General features: G+C 70.8%; 21 protein-coding genes. 13 read left to right on the top strand and 8 right to left on the bottom strand.

The annotated features are described in order from the left end of the window. Positions 1-31: 31 nt before the first annotated feature. Positions 32-1,318, bottom strand: a complete 1,287-nt coding sequence (locus tag OAW74_RS14630) for an ABC transporter substrate-binding protein (protein ID WP_262875131.1) — start codon at positions 1,316-1,318, stop codon at positions 32-34. Between the two features lie 303 nt (positions 1,319-1,621). Here OAW74_RS14630 and purS point away from each other — a divergent pair, with 303 nt between their 5' ends. From purS to OAW74_RS14595, 7 genes are all read left to right on the top strand, one after another. Continuing rightward, positions 1,622-1,870: a phosphoribosylformylglycinamidine synthase subunit PurS gene (gene purS / locus OAW74_RS14625; RefSeq protein ID WP_262875130.1), complete on the top strand. Its 249-nt coding sequence runs from the start codon at positions 1,622-1,624 to the stop codon at positions 1,868-1,870. Next, positions 1,867-2,574, top strand: a complete 708-nt coding sequence (purQ, locus tag OAW74_RS14620; RefSeq protein ID WP_262875129.1) for a phosphoribosylformylglycinamidine synthase subunit PurQ — start codon at positions 1,867-1,869, stop codon at positions 2,572-2,574. The genes purS and purQ overlap by 4 nt, the downstream gene beginning before the upstream one ends. A gap of 26 nt (positions 2,575-2,600) precedes the next feature. Further along, positions 2,601-3,521 (top strand): 2-hydroxyacid dehydrogenase, encoded by a 921-nt coding sequence (locus OAW74_RS14615; protein ID WP_262875128.1) that lies wholly within the window; start codon positions 2,601-2,603, stop codon positions 3,519-3,521. Positions 3,522-3,609: 88 nt separating this feature from the next. Beyond that, positions 3,610-4,725, top strand: a complete 1,116-nt coding sequence (locus OAW74_RS14610) for an ABC transporter substrate-binding protein (RefSeq protein WP_262875127.1) — start codon at positions 3,610-3,612, stop codon at positions 4,723-4,725. A 4-nt stretch (positions 4,726-4,729) separates the two neighbouring features. Next, a complete protein-coding gene (locus OAW74_RS14605) occupies positions 4,730-5,551 on the top strand; it encodes an ABC transporter ATP-binding protein (RefSeq protein WP_262875126.1) in 822 nt (273 codons plus the stop codon). Beyond that, a complete protein-coding gene (locus tag OAW74_RS14600) occupies positions 5,551-6,360 on the top strand; it encodes an ABC transporter permease (RefSeq protein WP_262875125.1) in 810 nt (269 codons plus the stop codon). Before OAW74_RS14605 ends, OAW74_RS14600 begins: the two co-directional genes overlap by 1 nt. After that, positions 6,357-7,160 carry an ABC transporter permease gene (locus OAW74_RS14595; protein ID WP_262875124.1) on the top strand — a complete coding sequence of 268 codons (804 nt, stop codon included), beginning with the start codon at positions 6,357-6,359 and terminating at the stop codon, positions 7,158-7,160. Before OAW74_RS14600 ends, OAW74_RS14595 begins: the two co-directional genes overlap by 4 nt. 31 nt (positions 7,161-7,191) lie before the next feature. On the opposite strand, the gene OAW74_RS14590 is transcribed toward OAW74_RS14595, so the two are convergent. Next, positions 7,192-7,713 carry an adenine phosphoribosyltransferase gene (locus OAW74_RS14590; RefSeq protein ID WP_262875123.1) on the bottom strand — a complete coding sequence of 174 codons (522 nt, stop codon included), beginning with the start codon at positions 7,711-7,713 and terminating at the stop codon, positions 7,192-7,194. 53 nt (positions 7,714-7,766) lie between these two features. On the opposite strand from OAW74_RS14590, the gene OAW74_RS14585 reads away from it, so the two are divergent. The 3 genes from OAW74_RS14585 (at position 7,767) to OAW74_RS14575 (ending at position 11,748) form a co-directional block, all read left to right on the top strand. Beyond that, positions 7,767-9,446: a glycoside hydrolase family 13 protein gene (locus OAW74_RS14585; protein WP_262875122.1), complete on the top strand. Its 1,680-nt coding sequence runs from the start codon at positions 7,767-7,769 to the stop codon at positions 9,444-9,446. Positions 9,447-9,507: 61 nt separating this feature from the next. Beyond that, positions 9,508-10,500 (top strand): LacI family DNA-binding transcriptional regulator, encoded by a 993-nt coding sequence (locus OAW74_RS14580; RefSeq protein WP_262875121.1) that lies wholly within the window; start codon positions 9,508-9,510, stop codon positions 10,498-10,500. Positions 10,501-10,533: 33 nt separating this feature from the next. Next, the gene (locus OAW74_RS14575) at positions 10,534-11,748 is read left to right on the top strand and encodes an amidohydrolase (protein ID WP_262875120.1); all 1,215 of its coding nucleotides are present in this window, start codon (positions 10,534-10,536) and stop codon (positions 11,746-11,748) included. A gap of 116 nt (positions 11,749-11,864) precedes the next feature. On the opposite strand, the gene OAW74_RS14570 is transcribed toward OAW74_RS14575, so the two are convergent. Continuing rightward, positions 11,865-12,944, bottom strand: coding sequence for a VanZ family protein (locus OAW74_RS14570; protein ID WP_262875119.1), 1,080 nt, complete (start codon positions 12,942-12,944; stop codon positions 11,865-11,867). Positions 12,945-13,029: 85 nt separating this feature from the next. On the opposite strand from OAW74_RS14570, the gene OAW74_RS14565 reads away from it, so the two are divergent. The 3 genes from OAW74_RS14565 to sufU are packed head-to-tail and all read left to right on the top strand — an operon-like array spanning position 13,030 to position 16,855. Continuing rightward, the gene (locus OAW74_RS14565; RefSeq protein ID WP_378734114.1) at positions 13,030-15,090 is read left to right on the top strand and encodes an APC family permease; all 2,061 of its coding nucleotides are present in this window, start codon (positions 13,030-13,032) and stop codon (positions 15,088-15,090) included. A 44-nt stretch (positions 15,091-15,134) separates the two neighbouring features. Further along, positions 15,135-16,415 (top strand): SufS family cysteine desulfurase, encoded by a 1,281-nt coding sequence (locus OAW74_RS14560; protein ID WP_262875117.1) that lies wholly within the window; start codon positions 15,135-15,137, stop codon positions 16,413-16,415. Further along, the gene (sufU, locus tag OAW74_RS14555) at positions 16,412-16,855 is read left to right on the top strand and encodes a Fe-S cluster assembly sulfur transfer protein SufU (protein WP_262875116.1); all 444 of its coding nucleotides are present in this window, start codon (positions 16,412-16,414) and stop codon (positions 16,853-16,855) included. Before OAW74_RS14560 ends, sufU begins: the two co-directional genes overlap by 4 nt. A gap of 10 nt (positions 16,856-16,865) precedes the next feature. On the opposite strand, the gene OAW74_RS14550 is transcribed toward sufU, so the two are convergent. The 5 genes from OAW74_RS14550 to OAW74_RS14530 all read right to left on the bottom strand — a co-directional run bounded on the left by OAW74_RS14550 (position 16,866) and on the right by OAW74_RS14530 (position 21,676). Beyond that, positions 16,866-17,861: an intradiol ring-cleavage dioxygenase gene (locus OAW74_RS14550; protein ID WP_262875115.1), complete on the bottom strand. Its 996-nt coding sequence runs from the start codon at positions 17,859-17,861 to the stop codon at positions 16,866-16,868. Positions 17,862-18,039: 178 nt separating this feature from the next. Continuing rightward, positions 18,040-19,590 carry a DEAD/DEAH box helicase gene (locus tag OAW74_RS14545; protein ID WP_262875114.1) on the bottom strand — a complete coding sequence of 517 codons (1,551 nt, stop codon included), beginning with the start codon at positions 19,588-19,590 and terminating at the stop codon, positions 18,040-18,042. 192 nt (positions 19,591-19,782) lie between these two features. Beyond that, complete coding sequence (locus OAW74_RS14540; RefSeq protein ID WP_262875113.1) at positions 19,783-20,268, bottom strand: septum formation family protein; 486 nt, start codon at positions 20,266-20,268, stop codon at positions 19,783-19,785. An 83-nt stretch (positions 20,269-20,351) separates the two neighbouring features. After that, positions 20,352-21,314 (bottom strand): SRPBCC family protein, encoded by a 963-nt coding sequence (locus tag OAW74_RS14535; RefSeq protein WP_262875112.1) that lies wholly within the window; start codon positions 21,312-21,314, stop codon positions 20,352-20,354. A 20-nt stretch (positions 21,315-21,334) separates the two neighbouring features. Further along, positions 21,335-21,676: an ArsR/SmtB family transcription factor gene (locus tag OAW74_RS14530; protein ID WP_262875111.1), complete on the bottom strand. Its 342-nt coding sequence runs from the start codon at positions 21,674-21,676 to the stop codon at positions 21,335-21,337. Positions 21,677-21,702: the final 26 nt, after the last annotated feature.

Raw genomic sequence — 21,702 nt, 5'->3', positions numbered from 1 at the left:
GTCCGGGCGGACCCGGGGCATCCGAAGGGTGTTACTGGATGGCGCCGACTTCAGAGACCCACTGGTCCCACGAGGTCGAGGCGTCCTGGGCTCCCTGGTCGACGCGCAGGAGTGCCTGGTTCATCGCGTCGTTGATCTGGAAGTAGAACTCACCCTTGAACGGCGAGACCGTGACCGCGTTGGCGCGGGCCGAGAAGATCGTGCCCACCTCGGCGTTGTTGAAGAACTCGTTGGTCGAGCTCAGCAGCGTGTCGTCGGTCAGAGCGTCGTTCTGGCTCGGGAAGGTTCCCGCGTTCTCGAACGCCTTGATCTGCGTCTCGGGCGAGGTCAGCCAGTCGGCCAGCTCCTGGGCCGCGGCCACGTTGGCGCCGTTGGCGGGGACGGTCAGGTACGAGCCGCCCCAGTTGCCGCCGCCGTTGGGGAAGACGTCCGCGATGTTCCACGTGGTGACGTCCTTCGCGTTGCCCGAGATGACGCCGAGCATCCAGCCGGGGCAGAGCATCGTGGCGAACGCGCCGTTGGCCATGCCCGCGGCGTAGTCCTCCGACCACTGCTCGAGGTGCGCCGACTGCGTCGGCAGCGCCGCGGTGAGCTGGTCGTAGGCCGACTTCACCTCGGCGTTGTCGGCCGCGATGATCTCGCCCGAGTCGGGGTTCTCGTAGGCGGCCTCGATCTGGTTGACCATGCCCTGCCAGATGCCGGCCGCGCTGTCGAACCACGCGGCGCCGGTGTCGGCCGAGGCGAACTCGTCGCCGACCTTGAAGAAGTTCGCCCAGTCGCCGTCGAGCAGCGTGGCGACCTCGGCCGGGTCGGTGGGAAGGCCCGCCGCCTCGAACAGGTCGGAGCGGTAGCAGATGGCCTCGGGGCCGATGTCGGTGCCGTACCCGATGAGGTTGCCGTCGGCATCCGTCGCCGCCGCTTCCTTCCAGTCCAGCCAGCGACCCTTGAGGTCTTCGGAGACGGGAGCGAGCAGGTCGGAGTACTGCATGACCTCGGGCAGCCAGTCGACCTCGATGGCCTCGATGTCGGCCAGGCCGCTCTTGCCGAGCTTCTGGAAGTAGTTGGCGCGGGCGTCGTTCGAGGTCGCGGCCTTGTTGTGGACGATCGTCACGTTCGGGTGCTCGTCCATGTACTCCTGGAGGAGCTCGTCGGTGTAGCCGAAGTCGTTGAACGTGGCGACGGTGAGGGTGACGGGCTCGTCGGGGTCCGCCGTGGCAGCCGGCTCGTTCGAGCTGCCGGAACAGCCGGCGAGCACGAGCGCGGTCGTGGATGCGGCGGCCATCACGATGGCGGTACGCCGCAGTGCGCGTGATTTCACGTGTCACTCCTTTGTGGTGTGGGTTGGTGCTGCATGAGTGTGTGAGTCGCTTCCCCACCGGGTTGTGGGAGCGCTCTCACCGATCGCCACAGACGCTACGGGAGCGCTCCCATGGATGTCAAGGGAGCGCTCCCACGACTTAGGTCACGAATGCATCACGGACACCCCCGCCTCTTCCCCCTCGACCATGTGGCACACATAGGGGGCTCGACCCCGCGGGACCCCGCCATGTGTGCCACATGGTCGGGAGGGGTGTCCGCGTAGGATGGGGGTGACCCCTTCCCGCGACACCCGGAGCCTCGAATGCCCACCATCGTCGTCGACGTCATGCCCAAGGCCGAGCTGCTGGACCCGCAGGGGAAGGCCGTCACCGGAGCCCTCTCCCGCCTCGGGATCGAGGCCTTCACCGGCGTGCGCATCGGCAAGCGCTTCGAGCTCACCGTCGAGGGCGAGGTCACCGACGAGGTGCTCGCGACGGTGCGCGAGGTCGCCGACGAGATCCTCTCGAACGCGGTGATCGAAGACGTCGTGGGCGTCGAGGTGGTCGAGTGAGCGTTCGCATCGGGGTCATCACCTTCCCCGGGTCGCTCGACGATCTCGACGCGCGCCGCGCCATCGAGATCGCCGGCGCCGAGCCGGTCGCCCTCTGGCACGGCTCGCACGACCTCGACGGGGTCGACGCCCTCGTGCTCCCCGGCGGCTTCAGCTACGGCGACTACCTGCGCGCCGGCGCCATCGCGGCGCACGCGCCGATCATGGCCGAGGTCAAGGACGCGGCGGCGAAGGGGATGCCGATCCTCGGCATCTGCAACGGCTTCCAGATGCTGGTCGAGGCACATCTGCTCCCCGGTGGGCTGATCCGCAACGCCCACCAGCAGTTCATCCGCCGCGACCAGCGCCTCGTCGTCGAGAACGACGACACCGCATGGACGAGCGGGTTCAGCCGAGGGCAGGAGATCATCATCCCGCTCAAGAACGCCGACGGCGGCTACATCGCCGACGAAGACGAGCTCGACCGCCTCGAGGGCGAGGGGCTCGTCGCCTTCCGCTACGCGGGCGTCAACCCCAACGGGTCGCTGCGCGACATCGCCGGCATCGCCAATGAGCGCGGCAACGTCGTGGGCCTCATGCCCCACCCCGAACACGCCACCGAGCCCGGCTTCGGACCCGACACCTCCGCGGCGATGCGCTCGGGTGTCGACGGCCTGCCGTTCTTCACGTCGGCGATCGCCGCCGTCGTGGGCGCCGCAGCCTGACCCCGCGGGCGGAGATGAGCGACAGCATGCGCCCCCTCATCGTCACCGTGCCCACGCAGGAGCTGGCCGACGACCTCGGCACGCTCCCCGACGGTGTCGACCTGCACATCTGGGACCTTGCGTCGCCGCCCCCCGCGCCGACGCTCGACATCGTGGTGCCGCCCTATATGTCGGGAACAGCATGGCTTGAGGTCTTCGCCCAGGTGCCGACGGGGCTCGTGCAGTCGCAGTCGATCGGGTACGACGGCGTGACCGGCGCCCTACCCCCCGGGGTCACCTTCGCCAACGCGGCGAGCGTGCACGAGACCTCCACCGCCGAGCTCGCGGTCGCGCTCGCTCTGGCCGCGCAGCGCGGAATTCCGGGGTTCGTGCGCGCGCAGGACGAGGGCAGCTGGGCTCCGATCTTCGCCGACAGCCTGGCCGACCGCCGCGTGCTGCTGCTCGGCTACGGCGGAGTCGGAAAGGCCATCGCGGAGCGCCTGCGCCCCTTCGAGGTCGATCTCGTCGCCGTCGCCAGCCGCGCTCGCGACGAGGACGGCCTGCACGTGCACGGGGTCGATGAGCTCCCGTCGCTGCTGCCATATGCCGACATCGTCATGGTCTCGCTGCCGGGCGGGGATGCCACGCGCCACATCGTCGACGACGCGTTCCTCTCGGCGCTCCCCGACGGCGCGCTCGTGGTGAACGTGGGACGCGGCCCGCTCGTCGACACCGACGCCCTCGTGGCGCACCTGCAGCGCGGCCGGGTTCGTGCCGCGCTCGATGTGACCGACCCCGAGCCGCTCCCCCGCGACCACCCGCTCTGGAGCGCGCCCGGCGTGCTGATCTCGCCCCATGTCGGCGGCGCGACCAGCGCCATGCGCCCCCGGATCGCCCGCCTCGTGCGCCGTCAGATCGACCGGATGCGGGCGGGCGAGGAACCCCTCAACATCGTGCTTCGATCCTGACCGTTCCGTCATAATCCTGAAACACGCCGGGAATAGGGTTGTGGGCATCCACAGCACCACTTCCTACCCGAAAGGGAGTCCTCCCCCCATGCCCCTGCACAGCATCCTTCGGCGTGGCCGCGCGGTCGCGCTCGCGGCCGGCATCGCCGCATCCGCCCTCGTTCTCGGCGCCTGCGCGTCGGGCGGCACCGCCACCTCGAGCGGCGACGCCTCGGGCGAGGCCGCCTCGTACGGCGAGATCAGCGTCCAGTACTCCTGGATCAAGAACGAGGAGTTCGCCGGCGAGTTCTACGCCTACGAGAACGGCTACTACGACGAGGCCGGCTTCTCGGACGTGATCGGCATCTCGGGCCCCGACACGGGTGTCGCCAAGCTCCTCTCGGGCTCGGTGCAGGTCGCCCTCAGCGACGCCGCCTCCATCGGCGCGGCGATCGCCGAGCAGGATGCTCCGCTGAAGATCATCGGCGCGACGTTCCAGAAGAACCCGTTCACGATCCTGTCGCTCGCCGACGGCGCCGACATCCAGACGCCGCAGGACCTCGTGGGCAAGACGATCGGCGTGCAGGACTCGAACGCCTCGGTGTTCGCCGCGCTGCTGAACGCCAACGGCATCGACCCGGCCGATGTCAACGTCGTTCCCGTCGACTTCGACCCGACGCCCCTCATGAACGGCGACGTCGACGGCTTCATGGCCTACGTCACCAACGAGGCGCTGACCGTCGAGCTGGCCGGCTACGACATCACCAACCTCACCTACGCCGACAACGGCGTGCCCTACGTGGCGGAGACCTTCTCGGTGACCGACCAGTACCTCGCCGAGAACAAGGACCTGCTCAAGGCCTTCCTCACGGCCGAGATCAAGGGCTGGAGCCACATCTTCACCGAGGACAACGCCGACACCGTCGCCCTCATCGAGAAGTACTACAACCAGGCGGCCGAAGAGTCGGCCGATGGCCTGGAGGCCGTCTTCGGCGCCCTCGACCCGGTCAAGACCGAGGCGGGCCTGGATGCCCAGAAGCTGCTGATCTCGACCGAAGAGACCGAGGCCAACGGCCTGTTCACGATCTCGGACGACCTCAAGGCCCAGACCGTCGCCTCGCTGGCTGCCGCCGGCTGGGAGGTCACCGTCGACCAGCTGTTCGACACGACCATCATCGACGAGATCTACGCCGAGAACCCCGAGCTCAAGGCCTACCTGCCGTAAAGACATGAGCGACACTCTCACGCCGGATGCCGGTGCCCTGCGGGGCACCGGCATCCGGATCGACGGCCTCAGCAAGACCTTCCAGACCGGGCGCGGACGCACCGTCACCGCCCTGCAGGACACCCACCTGCACACCGACAAGGGCTCGTTCCTGGCCCTGCTCGGCCCCTCCGGGTGCGGCAAGTCGACGATCCTGCGCATCCTCGCAGATCTCGAGACGCCCACGACCGGCGAGGTGCTCGTCGACGGCAAGAACCCGCACGAGCTTCGCCGAGACAGCGAGCTGGGCATCGCCTTCCAAGACCACGCGCTTCTTCCGTGGCGCAGCGTGCTCTCCAACATCCGTCTGCCCTTCGAGGTCGCCGGCCGCAGCGTCGACAAGGCCTACATCGACGAGCTGATCGGACTCGTGGGCCTGCGCGGCTTCGAGAAGGCCAAGCCCGCGCAGCTGTCGGGCGGCATGCGTCAGCGCGTCTCGATCGCGCGCGCCCTCGCCCTCAAGCCCTCCGTGCTGCTGCTCGACGAGCCCTTCGGCGCCCTCGACGACATGACGCGGCAGAACCTCAACCTCGAGCTGCTGCGCATCTGGACCGAGAAGCCCGCCACGACGCTGCTGGTCACGCACGGCATCAGCGAGGCGATCTTCCTCTCCGACCGCGTCGCCGTGATGAGCCCGCGCCCCGGGCGCATCAAGGAGATCATCGAGGTCGACCTGCCGCGCCCCCGCACGCCCGACATGCAGCGCACCCCCGAGTTCCACGCCCTGGTCGATCGCGCCTCCGAACTGCTGTTCGGCACCGACGGCCGGGCGGCCGCGGAGGCCTGATGCGCCGCGGCAAGCAGATCCCCGGCTGGCTCGCCGGCATCATCGGCGCCGTCGTGCTGATCCTGGTGTGGTGGGTGTTCGCCGTCACGGTGTTCCAGCCGCCGCCCGGCACGACCTTCACCCCGGTGCCGACGCCCTGGACCGTGTTCTCGACGATCTGGAACGACGGCCTGGCCGCCTACTGGAGCGTCTTCCAGGTGACGATCACCGAGGCGGCGATCGGCTTCTTCTGGGGCAACCTCGCCGCCCTGCTGCTGGCGAGCACCGTGCTGCTGCTGCCGCGCCTCGAGGGCATCGTCACCCAGATCGCGGTCGTCAGCTACTGCCTTCCGGTGGTGGCCGTCGGCGGCATCTCGATCATCATCCTCGGCGGTGCGAAGCGTCCGGGCGACCCGAGCGCGACGGCGATCTTCCTCGCCGCTCTCGCCGTGTTCTTCACCACGGTGGTGGGGGCCCTGCTCGGCTTCAAGGCCGCCGACCGCTCGAGCCTCGACGTCGTGCGGGTCTACGGCGGCTCGCGCATGACGCAGCTGCGCAAGGTGCGGCTCATCGCGGCGGCCCCCGCCATCCTCAATGCGCTGCAGATCGCGGTGCCCAGCGCCTTCCTCGGCGCGATCCTCGGTGAGTACATGGGCGGCATCGATCGCGGCGTCGGCATCACCCTCATCAAGCTGCAGGGCGATCTCGACTCGGCGCGCGTGTGGGCGGTGTTCCTGCTGACGGCCGTCGTCGCCCTCATCGGCTACGGCGTGCTGGGCCTGATCTCGCGCTCCGTGACCCCCTGGGTGACCGGGAGGAAGACCGCATGAGAACCCTCTCGTGGATGCCGGTTCTGCGCGCCGCGGCCAACACCCTCATCACCCTCGTGATCGTGCTGCTGCTGTGGCAGGCGCTCATCTCGTTCACGTCGGTCTCGCCGTACGTCGCGAAGGGCCCCGCCGACGTGTGGGCATTCCTCTTCACGGCGGAGGATGCTGCCGACAACCGCGCGACGCTCGCACCGCTTCTGGCCCAGACTCTGCAGGACGCGGCGCTCGGCTTCGTGGTCGGCATGCTCGCCGCCCTCGTGCTGGCGGTGCTGTTCTCGATGTCGAAGGCGATCGAGGCGGGCGTCATGCCCCTCGCGCTGCTGCTGCGCAGCATCCCCCTCGTCGCGATCGCGCCCGTCATCATCCTCATCACCGGCCGCGGCACGCAGGCCTCGGTCGCGGTGATCGGCTCGATCGTGGTGCTCTTCCCGGCGCTCGCGGCGATCATGTTCGGCCTGAGCCGGGCCAGCCGCGAGAGCCTCGACGTCGTGCACGTCTACGGCGGCACCCGCATGACGGCGATGCGCAAGGTCAACGTGCCGGGCGCCCTGCCCTCGCTGTTCGCGGCGGCGCGCGTGTCGGTGCCCGGCGCGGTCACCGGGGCGCTGCTGGCCGAATGGCTCTCGACGGGTCAGGGCATCGGCGGCATGATCCAGAAGTTCAGCGCCTCGGCGAAGTTCGAAGAGCTCTGGGCGTCGGTCGCCGTCATCACGATCCTGACGCTGCTGCTCTACAACCTCGTGCAGATCGTGGAGTCGATCGTGCTGAGCCGCCGGGGCATGGTGGTCTCGCTGACCTGAGTCGCGCTCAGGCGACGGTGCCTTCTGCGCGCTACGCGACGAACACGCTGTGCGTGTCGGGCACGAGGGCCCGGCCGCCCAGGGCCTCGAGCTCCATCAGCACGGCCGTGCCGACGACCTCGCCGCCCAGGTGCGCGACGAGCTCGTGGCCGGCGGCCAGCGTGCCGCCGGTGGCCAGCACGTCGTCGAGCAGCAGCACGCGCATGCCCGCCGTGATGTCGTCGTGCGCCTCGATGGTGGCCGTGCCGTACTCCAGGGCGTACGAGACCGCGGCTGCGGGCCGCGGGAGCTTGCCGGCCTTGCGGATCGGGATGAGCCCGACGCCGGCCACGGTCGCCGCGGCGCCCGCCAGCAGGAACCCGCGCGCCTCGATGCCGGCGACGACGTCGAACGTGCCGGCGAAGGGCTCGATGAGCGCATCGATGCAGTCGCGGAGGGCCGACGCATCCGCCAGCAGCGGAGTGATGTCGCGGAAGAGCACGCCCGGCTCGGGATAGTCGGGAATGGTGCGGATCAGCGACTCGGCGCGGGCGAGGGATTCGGGGGAGGGCACCGCTCGATTCTACGTGTCGAGCTTTGTGCAAGCGCTTGCACTACACTGGCCGGATGAGCACCGTCGCGCAGACCTCCCCCGCTGCCGCCCCCTCGCGCCCTGGGGCCGAGTGGTGGCGTACCGCCGTCATCTACCAGATCTACCCCCGATCGTTCGCGGACTCGAACGGCGACGGCATCGGCGACCTGCCCGGCATCACGGCGCACCTGGGCGACCTCGAGCAGCTCGGCGTCGATGCCATCTGGCTGAGCCCCTTCTACTCGTCGCCGCAGCGCGACGCCGGCTACGACGTCGCCGACTACTGCGACGTCGATCCGCTCTTCGGCACCCTCGACGACTTCGACCGGATGCTGGCGGCCGCCCATGCCCGCAGCATCCGCGTCATCGTGGACCTGGTCCCGAACCACAGTTCAGACCAGCACGTGTGGTTCCAGGCGGCCCTGGCCGCCGCGCCCGGAAGCCCCGAGCGCGGCCGCTACATGTTCCGCGACGGCGCCGGCGAGCACGGCGAGCTGCCGCCGAACAACTGGGAGTCGGTGTTCGGCGGCCCCGCGTGGACGCGCACGACCGAGCCGGACGGAACGCCCGGCCAGTGGTACCTGCACCTGTTCGATTCGAGCCAGCCCGACTTCGACTGGTCGAACCCCGAGGTGCAGGCCGAGTTCCGCGGCATCCTGCGCTTCTGGCTCGACCGCGGCGTCGACGGCTTCCGCGTCGACGTGGCGCACGGCCTCGTCAAGACCGACGGCCTGCCCGACCACCTCCCCGAGGTCGACGCCGACAGCATGGGCGGTCAGGACGAGGCGCCGTATTGGGGCCAGGAGGGCGTGCACGAGATCTACCGCGACTGGAACCGCGTGCTCGCCGAGTACGACGGCGACCGGGCCCTCTGCGCCGAGGCGTGGCTGCCCACCGTCGACCGCACCGCGATGTGGGTGCGCTCCGACGAGATGCACCAGGCCTTCAACTTCCCCTACCTCATGACCCAGTGGCACGCCCCCGAGCTGCGCGAGGTCATCTCCGAGTCGCTGCGCGCCTTTCCCGCCGTCGGCGCGCCCGCCACCTGGGTGCTCTCCAACCACGACGTCGTGCGGCACGCGTCGCGCCTGGCCCTCACCGCCGAGAACCCGCAGGGTCACGGCATCGGGCCGCTCTCGGTCGGCAAGCCGATTCCCGAGGTGGGCCTGCGCCGCGGCCGCGCCGCGACGACGCTCATGCTCGCCCTGCCGGGCAGCGCCTACCTCTACCAGGGCGAGGAGCTGGGTCTTCCCGAGGTCGTCGAGCTCGATGACGACGTGCGGCAGGACCCCACGTGGTTCCGCACCGACGGCGAGCGCTACGGCCGCGACGGCTGCCGCGTGCCGATCCCGTGGACCGCCGACGCCCCCGGCTACGGCTTCAGCCCGACCGGCGCCTCGTGGCTGCCCCAGCCCGACGAGTGGGCGCGACTCGCCCGCGACGTCGAGGCGGCCGACCCCGACTCGACGCTGTCGCTGTACCGCGCGCTGCTGGCCGCGCGCCGCGCGCTCGGTCTCGGCGCCGGAGCCCTGGAGTGGCTCGACGGCTATGGCGACGACGTCATCGCGTTCCGGAACGGCGACGTCGTCGTGATCGCGAACGTCGGCGCGGATGCCGTCGCCCTCCCCTCCGGCGACGTGCTGGTGTCGAGCGCCCCGCTCGACGGAGCGTCGCTGCCGGCCGACACCACCGTATGGCTCTCGCTCCCGAAGTGATGTTCCTGGGACATCAACCCGGGAGCCGCGGAGACCGAGCGCGCGGGGCCGGAGGAGACCGATGACCGGCATCGACGATGTCGCGAGGGCCGCGGGAGTGTCGACGGCCACCGTGTCGCGTGCCCTCAGCGGCCGCGGCGTCGTGTCGGCGGCGACGCGCGAGAAGGTGCTCGCCGTCGCGGGGGAGCTCGGCTACGTCGTCTCGGTCGCGGCCTCGAGCCTCGCCTCGGGCCGTGCGCAGAGCATCGGGGTGCTCGTGCCGCTGCCCGATCTGTGGTTCTTCTCGACCGTCGTCTCGGCGATCTCGGGGCGGCTGCTGCCGCACGGCTACGACATCACGCTGTTCAACCTCACCGAGAACCCCGCCGAGCGACGCGTCCTCTTCGACCGGTCGCTGCGCCGCGGCCGCATCGACGGGCTCATCGTGCTGTCGGCCTGGCTGAGCGCCGCCGAGCAGGCCGAGCTCGCGGCTCTCGACGTGCCGGTGGTGGGCATCGGCCCGAGCCCGGCGCTGCCGACCCTCGTCGTCGACGACGTCGCCGTCGGCCGTGCCGCGACCGCGCACCTGCTCGCGCTCGGCCACCGCGACATCGCCCACATCGGGCAGTCCGACGGCGACGACTTCCACATTCCGACGCTGCGTCGCCGCGGGTGGGAGCAGGCGCTGACGGATGCCGGCATCGCCCCTCGGGACGACCTCTACGCCGCCGGCGACTTCACCCTCGAGGGTGGGCGCGCCGCCGCGCGGCGACTGCTCACGGGGCCCGCTCCCACGGCGATCTTCGCGGCCTCCGACGAGATGGCGGTCGGCGCGCTCGTTGCGGCACGGGATCTCGGCCTCGCGGTGCCAGGCGACGTGTCGATCGTCGGCGTCGACGGGCACGAGCTCAGCCGGTTCTTCGACCTGTCGACCGTCGACCAGTTCCCGCATGCCCAGGGCGAGCGCGTCGCCGACGCGATGCTCGCCGCGCTCGGCGAGCTCGAGGCGCCGGCCGAGGTCGGTCTGCCGTTCGAACTCGTGGTGCGCGGCTCCTCTGCCGCGCCGCCCGCGTAGGCCCCCGCATCCGCCCCGGTTAGGCTCAGGGCCATGACGATCGACCTCGAAGCGCTCTACATCGACCTGCACCGGCATCCCGAGCTGAGCTTCCAGGAGACCCGCACGGCCGGCGTCATCGCGCAGCACCTCACGGACCTCGGCATCGAGTTCGAAGAGGGCATCGGACGCACCGGCATCGCGGCGGTCATCCGCAACGGCGACGGCCCCGTCGTGTGGCTGCGCGCCGACACCGACGCGCTGCCCGTTCCCGAGCAGACGGGGCTCGCCTACGCGAGCACCGCCCGGGGCGTCGACCCGGCCGGCACCGAGGTGCCCGTGATGCACGCGTGCGGCCACGACATGCACATCACCGCGATGCTCGGCGCCCTCGAGCAGCTGCAGGCCGCACGCGAGACGTGGAGCGGCACGATCGTCGCCGTGTTCCAGCCCGCGGAGGAATACGGCGCCGGCGCCCAGGCGATGATCGCCGACGGCGTGCTCGAGCGCTTCCCCGCCCCCGACGTCGTGCTCGGCCAGCACCTCACGCCGCTGCCGGCCGGGCAGATCGGCGTGCGCCCCGGCACCCAGATGGCCGCGAGCGACGGACTCACCGTGACCCTGCACGGCCGCGGCGGCCACGGCTCGCGCCCCCACTCGACGATCGACCCCGTCGTCATGGCCGCCGCCACCGTCATGCGCCTGCAGACCGTCGTCTCGCGCGAGGTCGACCCGCGCGACGTCGCCGTGGTGACGGTCGGCTCGATCCACGCGGGCCTGAAGAACAACATCATCCCCGCCGAGGCCAAGCTCGAGCTGAGCCTGCGCTACCCCGACGACGAGGCCCGCGCGCGGGTGCTCGAGAAGGTGGAGCGCGTCGTGCGGGCGGAGGCCACCGCATCCGGCGCAGAAGAAGAGCCGACGATCGTCGTCGACCACACCCTGCCGCCCACCATCAACGACCACGAGGCCACCGCGCGCCTGGTCGCCGCCTTCACCCGCGCCTACGGCGACGGCGCCGTCGTCGACCCCGGCATGTTCACCGGCAGCGAAGACGTCTCGTGGTTCGCCCGCGAGGCCGGAGTGCCGCTCGTGTACTGGTTCTGGGGCGGAGTCGACCCGCAGCGGTATGCGGATGCCGTCGCCGCCGGCACCGTCGAGCGCGACATCCCGACCAACCACTCGCCGTTCTTCGCGCCCGTGCTCCACCCCACGATCGAGCGCGGCGTCGAGAACCTCGTGATCGCCGCGCGGGAGTTCCTGGCCTGACCTCCCCACCCATGTGGCACACCTGACGGGCTCAGCGAACCTCGACCCCGCCATGTGGCACACGTGGTGTGATCAGCAACCTCGAGTCCCCTCACCATGTGGCACACCTGACGGGCTCAGCTAACCTCGACCCCGCCAGGTGGCACACGTGGCGAGCGGGCGTCGACGAGCTCCTGGCCGGAGAGCACACCGGGAAGCCCGCGGCCCCGGCGGGTGGTCAGCAGCATGACGGCGCCGACGAGCGCGAGAAGCCCCGCCAGACCCGACCACGGGGCCGGCAGCGCAGACAGCACGAGATAGCCGCCGATGCCGCCGAGATAACGCAGCACGCGGGCCGCCCACACGGGCAGCGAGGAGCCCGTGTACCGCAGCTCGACAGCACGGTCGCCGATGGTGCGCCCCGTCGCCAGCACGACCACGAGCCACAGCACGGCCGACGCCGCGGCGCCGGCGAACGAGCCGATCGTGCCGTCTACGGCCAGGTCGCGCCGACCGAGAGCCAGCAGCACCAGCTGCACCCCCACCGCGACCGCCGCCGACACCACGGTGGCGCCGAGGTAGTCGCACACCATCGCCAGCAGCCGCCGCGGCTTGGTGACGGGGTCGGGATCGTCGGCGTCGGCGGTGCGCGCGAAGCCCCGATGGCGGCGGGGCACGAGAAGCGACAAGACGGCGCCGACGGCAGCCCCCGTCGTGTTGGTGATGAGGTCGCCGACGTCGAAGAACCGGTAGGCGCAGGGATAGATGCCCCACACACCGGTGAGCTGGGTCAGTTCCACGAAGAGCGAGACCGCGAACCCGATCAGAACCGTGACGACGAATCCGCGGCCCAGCAGCACCCGCACGAAGAAGCCGAGCGGCACGAACAGCAGCACGTTGAGGGCGAGCTGCAGCACCTGCGGGCTCGTGAGGGGATTGCCGGGACCGCCGAGGGCCGCGACCACCTCGTCGACGGAGACCATCGGGTCGAGAATCGCCCCGACGCACCTGATCGCATCGGGGTCGGGCAGCGGCAGCAGCGTGTAGGTCCAGATGGCGAAGAAGTAGATCAGGAACGCCGCCCACCCGACGAAGCGCCAGAAGCTCAGACCCCCTCGGCGGCGGTAGCTCAGCGCGACGAACGGCACGAACAGCGCGACCCCGACCAGCAGCCCGGCGCCGACGGCCAGCACGCCGAGCAGGATGCGGTCGTCCATCGCAGCAGTCTATGAGGGGCGGCGGCGGCAGCATCCGCCGCGCCCGCGCAGCGCGCCGGATTGCACCGGGCGCCCGACAGGCGTAGTGTCGCGCGCCGTGACCACTGACAGTCGCGAGCCGTCCGAGGAATCGACGCCCATCGCGAAACGCATCCTGATCGGCGAGGCGCTCACCAGCGAGACCCTCGACGACCAGCTCCTGCCGAAGAAGATGGCGCTGCCGATCTTCGCCTCCGACGCGCTCAGCTCGGTGGCCTACGCGCCGCAGGAGCTGCTGATGATCCTGCTCATCGGAGGGTCGGCGTTCCTCGCGTTCGCGCCGCCGGTGGCGGCCGCCGTCGTCGCGCTGCTCGTGGTCGTGGTGCTGAGCTATCGGCAGCTGATCAAGGCCTACCCCTCCGGCGGCGGTGACTACGAGGTCGCCCGCACCAACCTCGGCGAGAAGGCCGGCGTCGTCGTGGCCGCGGCGCTGCTGGTCGACTACGTGCTCACGGTCGCGGTCTCGGTCGCCTCCGGTGTCGACAACATCATCTCGGCGATCCCGGGGCTCGACCCGCTGCGGGTGGAGCTGGCCGTCGGCTTCGTCGTGCTCATCATCGTCGTGAACCTCCGCGGCGTGCGCGAGGCGTCGCAGGCCTTCGCGATCCCCACGTACGTCTTCATCGGCTCGGTGGCGGTCATGATCGTCACGGGTCTCGTGCAGTGGATGCTGGGGGCACCGCCGGTCGCCTCCAGCGCCCAGTACGCCGTGCAGGCCGAAGACCTCACGCAGGCGGCCGTCATCCTGCTCGTGCTGCGGGCGTTCTCAAGCGGCTGCTCGGCGCTGACCGGCGTCGAGGCCGTCTCGAACGGCGTGCCCGCCTTCCGCAAGCCCAAGGTGCGCAACGCCCAGACGACGCTCGTGCTGATGGGATCGATCGCGATCCTGCTGTTCTCGGGACTCACTCTGCTCGCGCTCGTCGCCGGCGTGCACTACGCCGAGAACCCGTGCCACCTCATCGGCTTCGACTGCGAGGCGGCGCCGCAGCCCTCGCTGATGGCGCAGGTGGCGGCGGCGACCTTCGGCATGAACAGCATCCCGTTCTTCATCATCCAGGCCGCGACCGCCTGCGTGCTGCTGCTGGCCGCCAACACGGCGTTCAACGGCTTCCCGCTGCTGGGTTCGGTGCTGGCGCGCGACGGCTACGCGCCGAAAGCCCTCAACACCCGCGGCGACCGGCTCGTCTACTCCAACGGCATGATCATCCTCGGCCTTGCCGCCGCCGTCGTTCTGATCGTGTTCCAAGCGCGGCTGACGACCCTCATCCAGCTCTACATCATCGGCGTGTTCGTCTCGTTCTCGCTGGGGCAGCTCGGCATGGTGCGGCACTGGCGTCGCGAGCTGCGGCTGCTCTCGAAGACCGCGATCGCCGAGCGGCGCGCGGCGGGAGTGGGCCTGGGCATCAACGCCCTCGGGGCCACATTCACCATCGCAGTGCTCGTGATCGTCACCGTGACCAAGTTCACGCACGGCGCGTGGCTCGTCTTCCTCGCGATCCCGGTGCTGTCGTTCCTCATGATCGGCGTGCACCGCTACTACCGCGACGTCGAGCACGAGATCTCGATGGACGACCACGTGCACTTCGGCTCGTCCGGCGACCTGGCGATCGTTCTGGTCAACCGGCTGCAGAAGCCCGTCGCGAAGGCCGTGGACTACGCCCTCGCCGCCAAGCACGAGAAGACGATCGCCGTGCACGTGGCCGTCACCAAAGAGGAGGCGCAGCAGGTGCAGACCGACTGGGAGGTGCACGGCATGCCGGTGCCCCTCGTGGTCATCGAGTCGCCGTACCGGCACTACGCGGCTCCCCTGGCCGAGTTCATCCGCCGGTACCGCGACACCCACGGCTCGTCGGTGGTCACCGTCTACCTGCCGCAGTACATCGTGGGCCACTGGTGGGAGAACCTGCTGCACAACCGCCGCGCCCGCCGCATCGCCCAGCAGCTCATGCTCGTGCACGGGGTGTCGATCACGCTCGTGCCGTGGCTGCTCGACTCGACCGAGCTCATCTACGGCCGCCGCTCGCGCCCCATGGCAGGCGACGACCGCGCCGGCGCCTTCGAGTCGCCCTACGGCCTCGTGCAGCACATGCGCGACCCCGACGACTGACCGCCGAGCGCCCACGGGCCGCCGAACCGCCGTAGCCTGGAAGGGTGAGTGTCTCCACCCTCGATCCCGTCGCGCTGCGCGCGGACTTCCCGATCCTGCGTGAGCAGGTGAACGGGCAGCCGCTCGTCTACCTCGACTCCGGCGCGACCAGCCAGAAGCCGCAGGCCGTCATCGACGCCGAGGTCGAGTTCCTCACCCGCACCAACTCCGCCGTGCACCGCGGCGCGCACACCCTCGCCGCCGAGGCGACGGTGCTGTTCGAAGACGCCCGCGAGACCGTCGCGGCCTTCGTCGGCGCCCCCGCCGAGCAGCTGGTGTGGACCCACGGCGCGACCGAGGGCCTCAACCTCGTCGCCTACGCGATCGGCAACGCCACGGCGGGCCGCGGGGCCCCCGCATCCGCCCGCTTCGCGCTGCGGCCGGGCGACGAGATCGTCGTCACCGAGATCGAGCACCACGCGAACCTCATCCCGTGGCAGGAGCTGGCCTTGCGCACAGGCGCCGTGCTGCGCCACATCCCGGTGCACGACGACGGAACGCTCGACCTGGATGCCGCCGCCGCCCTCATCGGCGAGCGCACGCGGGTCGTCGCCTTCACCCACGTCTCGAACGTGCTCGGCATCGTCAACCCGGTGGCGGAGCTCGTCGCCCGCGCGAAGGCGCAGGGGGCCCTCACGGTGCTCGACGCCTGCCAGTCGGCGCCGCACCTGCCGCTCGACCTGCCGGCGCTCGGCGTCGACCTCGCCGCCTTCAGCGGCCACAAGATGCTCGGGCCCTATGCGATCGGCGGTCTCTACGGACGCGCCGACGTGCTCGAAGACCTGCCGCCGTTCCTCACCGGCGGCTCGATGATCACGACCGTCACCCTCGACGAGGCCGAGTACCTGCCTCCGCCGCAGAAGTTCGAGGCGGGCACGCAGCCCGTGTCGCAGGCCGTCGGCCTCGCCGCCGCGGTGCGCTACCTCGAGGGCATCGGCATGGACGCCGTGCACGACCACGAGCGGATGCTGGAGCAGCGCATGCGCGAGGGCCTGCGGCAGATCCCGGGCATCCGGCTGCTGGGCGACACTCCCGACGGCATCGACCGGGTGGCCTTGGCCGCCTTCGACGTCGAGGGCGTGCACGCGCACGATGTCGGGCAGTTCCTCGACGCGCGCGGCGTCGCGGTGCGCGTCGGCCACCATTGCGCCAAGCCCCTGCACGCGCGATTCGGCCTGACCGCCTCGGTGCGGGCGAGCGCCTCGGTCTACAACACCGTCGACGATGTCGACGTGTTCCTCGACGCCGTCTCGGGCGTGCGCGCGTTCTTCGGAGCAGGCGCATGAGCGGCCTCGACGGGCTCTACCAGGAGCTGATCCTCGACCACTCCAAAGCGCGCGACGGCTACGGCCTCGCCGCAGAAGAGGGCCGCACCGCCAGCAGCCACCAGCACAACCCGATCTGCGGCGACGACATCACGCTGCGCGTGCGGCTCGACGAGGCGGGCGGCAGCATCCGCGACGTCACGTGGGAGGGCGCCGGCTGCTCGATCTCGCAGGCGTCGGCCTCGATGCTCGTTGGTCTGGTCGAGGGCATGGAGACGGATGCCGCCACCACCCTCATCGGGCACTTCCGCGAGGCGCTGCGCTCCCGAGGCAAGATCCTGCTCGATGAGGACGAGTTCGGCGATGCGGCAGCCCTCAGCGGCGTCTCGAAGTTCACGGCGCGCGTGAAGTGCGCGATGCTCGCCTGGGTCGCCCTCGAAGACGCGATGGTCAGGGCCTGAACCCGACCGCTCAGGGCTGCGCGGGGGGCTGACCGCCGCCGGGCCCGCCGCTCGGGGCACCGCTGGGCATGCCGCCCTGGCCGCCGGGCGCCCCGCCGCCGCTCGGTGCGGCGCCCATGCTCGGCTCGGTGGTCGTGTCGACCCCGACCGCGAGCGAGCCCGTGTAGCCCGCGTCGGCGTCGCCGGTGAACGTGCCCAGCTGCAGGTCGTAGCCGTCGCCGAACACGTTGTCGTTGTCGAGACTGCCGACCTCCTGCAGATTGCGCGCCGAGTCGGGGTAGACGTCGAGGGCGTACAGGGTCTCGAGCATGTCCTGGGGGAAGGCCACCTGCGAGGTCGCGATGGCGTTCTGCCCGTTGGTGGCGGAGTCGACGTCGGGGTAGACCTCGAAGTGGATGTGGGTCCAGCGCCCGGTGTAGCAGCCGGGCACGATCGTCTGGAAGGTGACCTGACCCTGTGCATCGGCGACCTGGATGCCGCGCAGGAAGGTCTCGTTCTCGACCCCCTCGGAGTACATCGAGTACCGCCCCTGCGCATCGCACTGCCAGGCGTAGACGGCGACGCCGGCGAAGGGCGCCGAGCCCGACGCCATGTCGGTGACGGTGAAGGTCATCGACAGCGGCACGCCGTCGACCGGGGTCGAGCCGCCGATGCTGGTGGTGATGTCGCTGCGGACGATCCCCGACTCCTCGAGCACGTTCTGCCCGTTGGTGCCGTCGGCCGGGTAGGGCCCGTTGGTCTCGTCGGGGATCTCGCCGTCGGCGGTGCCGGCCGCAGCCGTGCCGGAGGGAGAGGCGGCGGCATCCGTTCCCGTCACGCCGCACGCCGCGAGCGCGACGGTGCCCAGGCCCAGCCCGACGAGGCTCAGCACGCCGCGGCGGCTGACGAGCGTGCGGATGTCGAAGCCCGCACCCTGGTCGACGACCTCGTCGTCGGGGCGCGCGAGAAGCCGCCCTTCGTAGGCGGGTCCGAGCGGGGTCTGCTCGGGCTCGGGGATCCTGGTCATGGCGGCTCCTTTCGCGCGCACGCCCATCCTGGCGCGCGCACCCGCCCGGCCCATCAGCCCCGGCTATGCGATCCCTATGTCCTTGAGTCCCGCAACTTGGCACCTATGGTCGCCCGGGACGGGCCGGAGGCGGCAACAGGTGCCAAGTTGCGGGGAGAGAAGAGGGGATCCGCCGACGTCAGGGGCGCGAGGCGCGGCGGGGACGGCGGGGGTTGCCGGTGCGCGGGGCCGCAGTGTGGCCGCCGTCGGACGACCAGACGGTGCGGGAGCCGGATGCGGGCGCCCCGCGTCCGGTCGAGGCCGGGCGCGAGCGGGCTCCCTGTGCCTTCGGCTGGTCGCTGCGCGCGGCCTGGTCGCGGCCGCCCTGTGAGCGGCCGCCCGAGGACTGCCCACCGGCCGACTGACCGCGGCCCGAGCCCTGCCCGCGGCCCGAACCGCCGCGACCGCCCTGGCGCTGGCCCTGGCCTTCGCGCGGGGCCTGCGCCCCCGAGCGGGGACGACCGCGGCCGCCGCCGTTCTGCGTGGAGGCGGCCACCGGAGCCGGCTGCACGCGCTGTGCCCGCTCGCCGACGAGGTCGGTCACGGCGGCGGATGCGGCATCCACCTGCTCGATCTCGACCGCGATGCCGGCCTTGCGCAGCAGGTCTTTCACGTCACGGCGCTGCGACTCGAGCATGACCGTCACGACGGTGCCCTCGGCGCCGGCGCGCGCCGTGCGGCCCGAGCGGTGCAGGTAGGCCTTGTGCTCGAGCGGCGGGTCGACGTGCACGACGAGCTCGACGCCGTCGACATGCACGCCACGGGCGGCGACGTCGGTCGCGACGAGCACGCGCACACCGCCGGCGGAGGGCTCGGCGCCGAATGCGGCGAGGTTGCGCTCTCGGGCGTTCTGCGACAGGTTGCCGTGCAGATCGACGGCGGGGACGCCTGCGGCCGTCAGCTGCTTGGCGAGCTTCTTGGCCTGGTGCTTGGTGCGGGTGAAGAGGATGCGGCGGCCCATGCCCGAGGCGAGCGTGCGCACGAGCTCGACCTTGGCGTCGTCGGCGACGGCGAACACGCGGTGCTCCATGGCGGCCGCGGGCACCGACGACTCGTCGACCTCGTGGCTGACCTCGTCGCGGAGGAACCGCGAGACGAGCTTGTCGACACCGCGGTCGAGGGTCGCCGAGAACAGCATCCGCTGCCCGCCCTGCGGGGTCGCACCGAGGATGCGGGTGACGCCGGGGAGGAAGCCGAGGTCGGCCATGTGGTCGGCCTCGTCGAGCACCGTGATCTCGACGCGGTCGAGGCGCACGATGCCCTGCTTCATGAGGTCTTCCAGGCGCCCGGGGCACGCGACGATGATGTCGACGCCGCCGCGCATGGCCTGCTCCTGCGGCTTCTGGCTCACGCCGCCGAAGATGGTCGTGACCGTGAGGCCCGCAGCATCCGCCAGCGGACGGATCGTCGCGGCGATCTGGGTCGCGAGCTCGCGGGTGGGGGCGAGTACGAGGCCGCGGGCGGTGCCGGCGCGGCGGGCCGCGGCGTTGGCGCCGGACAGGCGCGCCACCAGCGGCAGCGAGAAGGCGATGGTCTTGCCGCTGCCGGTGCGGCCGCGGCCGAGCACGTCGCGGCCGGCGAGCGAGTCGGGCAGCGTGTCGCGCTGGATGGGGAACGGCTCGGTCTTTCCGTCGGCGGTGAGCACGTCGGCCAGGCGTGCGGGCACGCCGAGGTCTGCGAATGAAGACATGGGTGAAGAAGGTCTTTCGGAAGGGGCGGACACGGTGGTCCGCGAGATGGGGCGACGGCGCGGGTTCGCGCATCGTTTCGCCGCTCGAGTTCGGGCCCAGCGGTCGGAGACCGGGGAAGCGTTCGACGACGCAGGCGCTCTGAAGCGCCGATTAACCCTAGCACGCGGCCGGTGACGGAGCCTGAGCGCCCCTCAGCGCCGATACCCGCGCAGGCTGCCTGCGACCGTGATTCCGGAGGCGCCGACGACGCATGCGACGCCGTGGTCGTCGTCTTCCGCCCAGCTCTTCTTCGTGGGGGCGAAGTAGAAGTACTCCAGCACCGAGTACTGCGAGGGGATGCCGATGAACTCCGCGAACGCCGGATCGCAGTCGTCGAACGCCGCGTCGTCGATGTCGTGCTTGCTCGGGTAGTCGCCCTCCGGCAGCTCGAACGCGGCGAACACCTCGTAGATGTGCACGTCGTCGCACGGCACCACAGCGAGCGAACTCGTGTCGCTCTCGCGGTCGAACTCGCCGAAGCAGTCGCCCACCGCCAGCTGCGCGATCGGCACCGTCGTGCCCGACGGCGCCGGGGTCTGCGCGTGCGTGCTGCCGGCGAACGAGGTGCCCGCGCATCCGCTCAGCACGATCGCCGACAGCATCGCGGATGCTGCCCGCACGCGGCGCCGTCTCGGCACCCGCCGCCGATCCCCCGTCATGGCGCGCCCCCGGCCACAGCATAGGCCGGGGGCGCACCGCGGACCAGGGCCCGCAGCATCCGTCAGACGAGCACGAGCTCCTCGAGGCGCGCGTAGCTGGTCTCCATGCCGTCGGTCATGCCGGTGGCCAGGATCATGTCGCGGGTGTCTTTGTCTGGATACTCGATGAGCAGGGTCAGCAGCGTCGCGCCGTCTTCTTCATAGAGCTGCAGGTCGTTGAGGGTCGACGGGCCGGGCATGCCGATCATCTTCTCGGTCGTCACCGCCCGACGGGGCGATTCGCTCAGCACCGTCTCACCCTCGAATCCGAAGCGGGTCGACTCGTCGTCGCCCTGCTGCCAGACGTAGCGGTAGGTCTCGCCCACCGAGCATTCGATCATCTGCCAGCCGTCGGGGCCCAGCAGCCACTTCTTCAGCAGCTCGGGCTCGTGGTGCGCGCGCCAGACGAGCTCCCGGGGACCCTCGATGAGGCGCGTGATGCGCACGTGCTGGTCGTCGAGCAGCTCGGTGCGCGTGCCCTTGCCCTGCGCGTAGTCGCGGAGGTCCTGCAGCACGGCGTCGAGCTGGTCCATCGCCATGCGGGAGCCCTCGATCGCGCCCATCGCCACGGTCTGCTCGAGCGCCTCGACCGATGTGAAGTAGGTCACGTTGGTCAGTCGCGAGCCGCCGGCGGTCTCGTCGAAGGCGAACACCATGCGCATCGCGGGGAACCCCTCGAGCTTCTCGCCGTCGTCGCCGACGAACGAGTCGTTGACCTCGAAGCTCGCGCCCTCGTCGATGCCCAGCACCTCCCACGAGCCGCGAGACGCCTCGCCCCGCGGACTCGTCATGTGGTAATCGATGCGGCCGCCTGGACGGAAGTCCCACGTCGCGAACGTCGCCGGCCATCCGGGGGGTCCCCAGAAGCGCTCGAGCTGTCGCGGATCGGTGAACACCTGCCAGAGCCGCTCGACGGGAGCGGCGAAGTCGGCCACGAGGGTCATCGTGAGCTTCTCGGGGTCGGTGGTGATGTCGGTGACAGGCATCGTGCTCTCCTTCGAGTGGGTCAGTTGCCCGGCTCGGCCAGCAGTGCGTCGAGTCGGTCGACGCGGGCGCGCCAGAGATCTTCGTAGCGACCGAGCAGCGCGCGGGCCCTGGCGATCATGACCGGGTCCGCCCGCACGAGCCGTTCGCGCCCCTCGGCGCGCTTGACGATGAGGCCTGCCTGCTCGAGCACGCTGACGTGCTTCTGCACCGCCGCGAACGACATGTCGTACTCGGCGGCGAGGGCAGAGACCGACTGCTCTCGCGCGACCGTGCGCCGCAGGATGTCGCGTCGCGTCGCCGCAGCCAGCGCGTGGAACAGCCGGTCGGTCTCGTCATCGCTCAACTCAGTTTCTACAACCATTTGGTTGTACGTTAGAGTAGGCGACC

The organism is Microbacterium fluvii (assembly GCF_025515205.1).
Lineage (GTDB): Bacteria > Actinomycetota > Actinomycetes > Actinomycetales > Microbacteriaceae > Microbacterium > Microbacterium fluvii.
The sequence above is the reverse complement of the archived record's forward strand: the minus strand, read 5'-3'. Positions and strand labels throughout refer to the sequence as shown.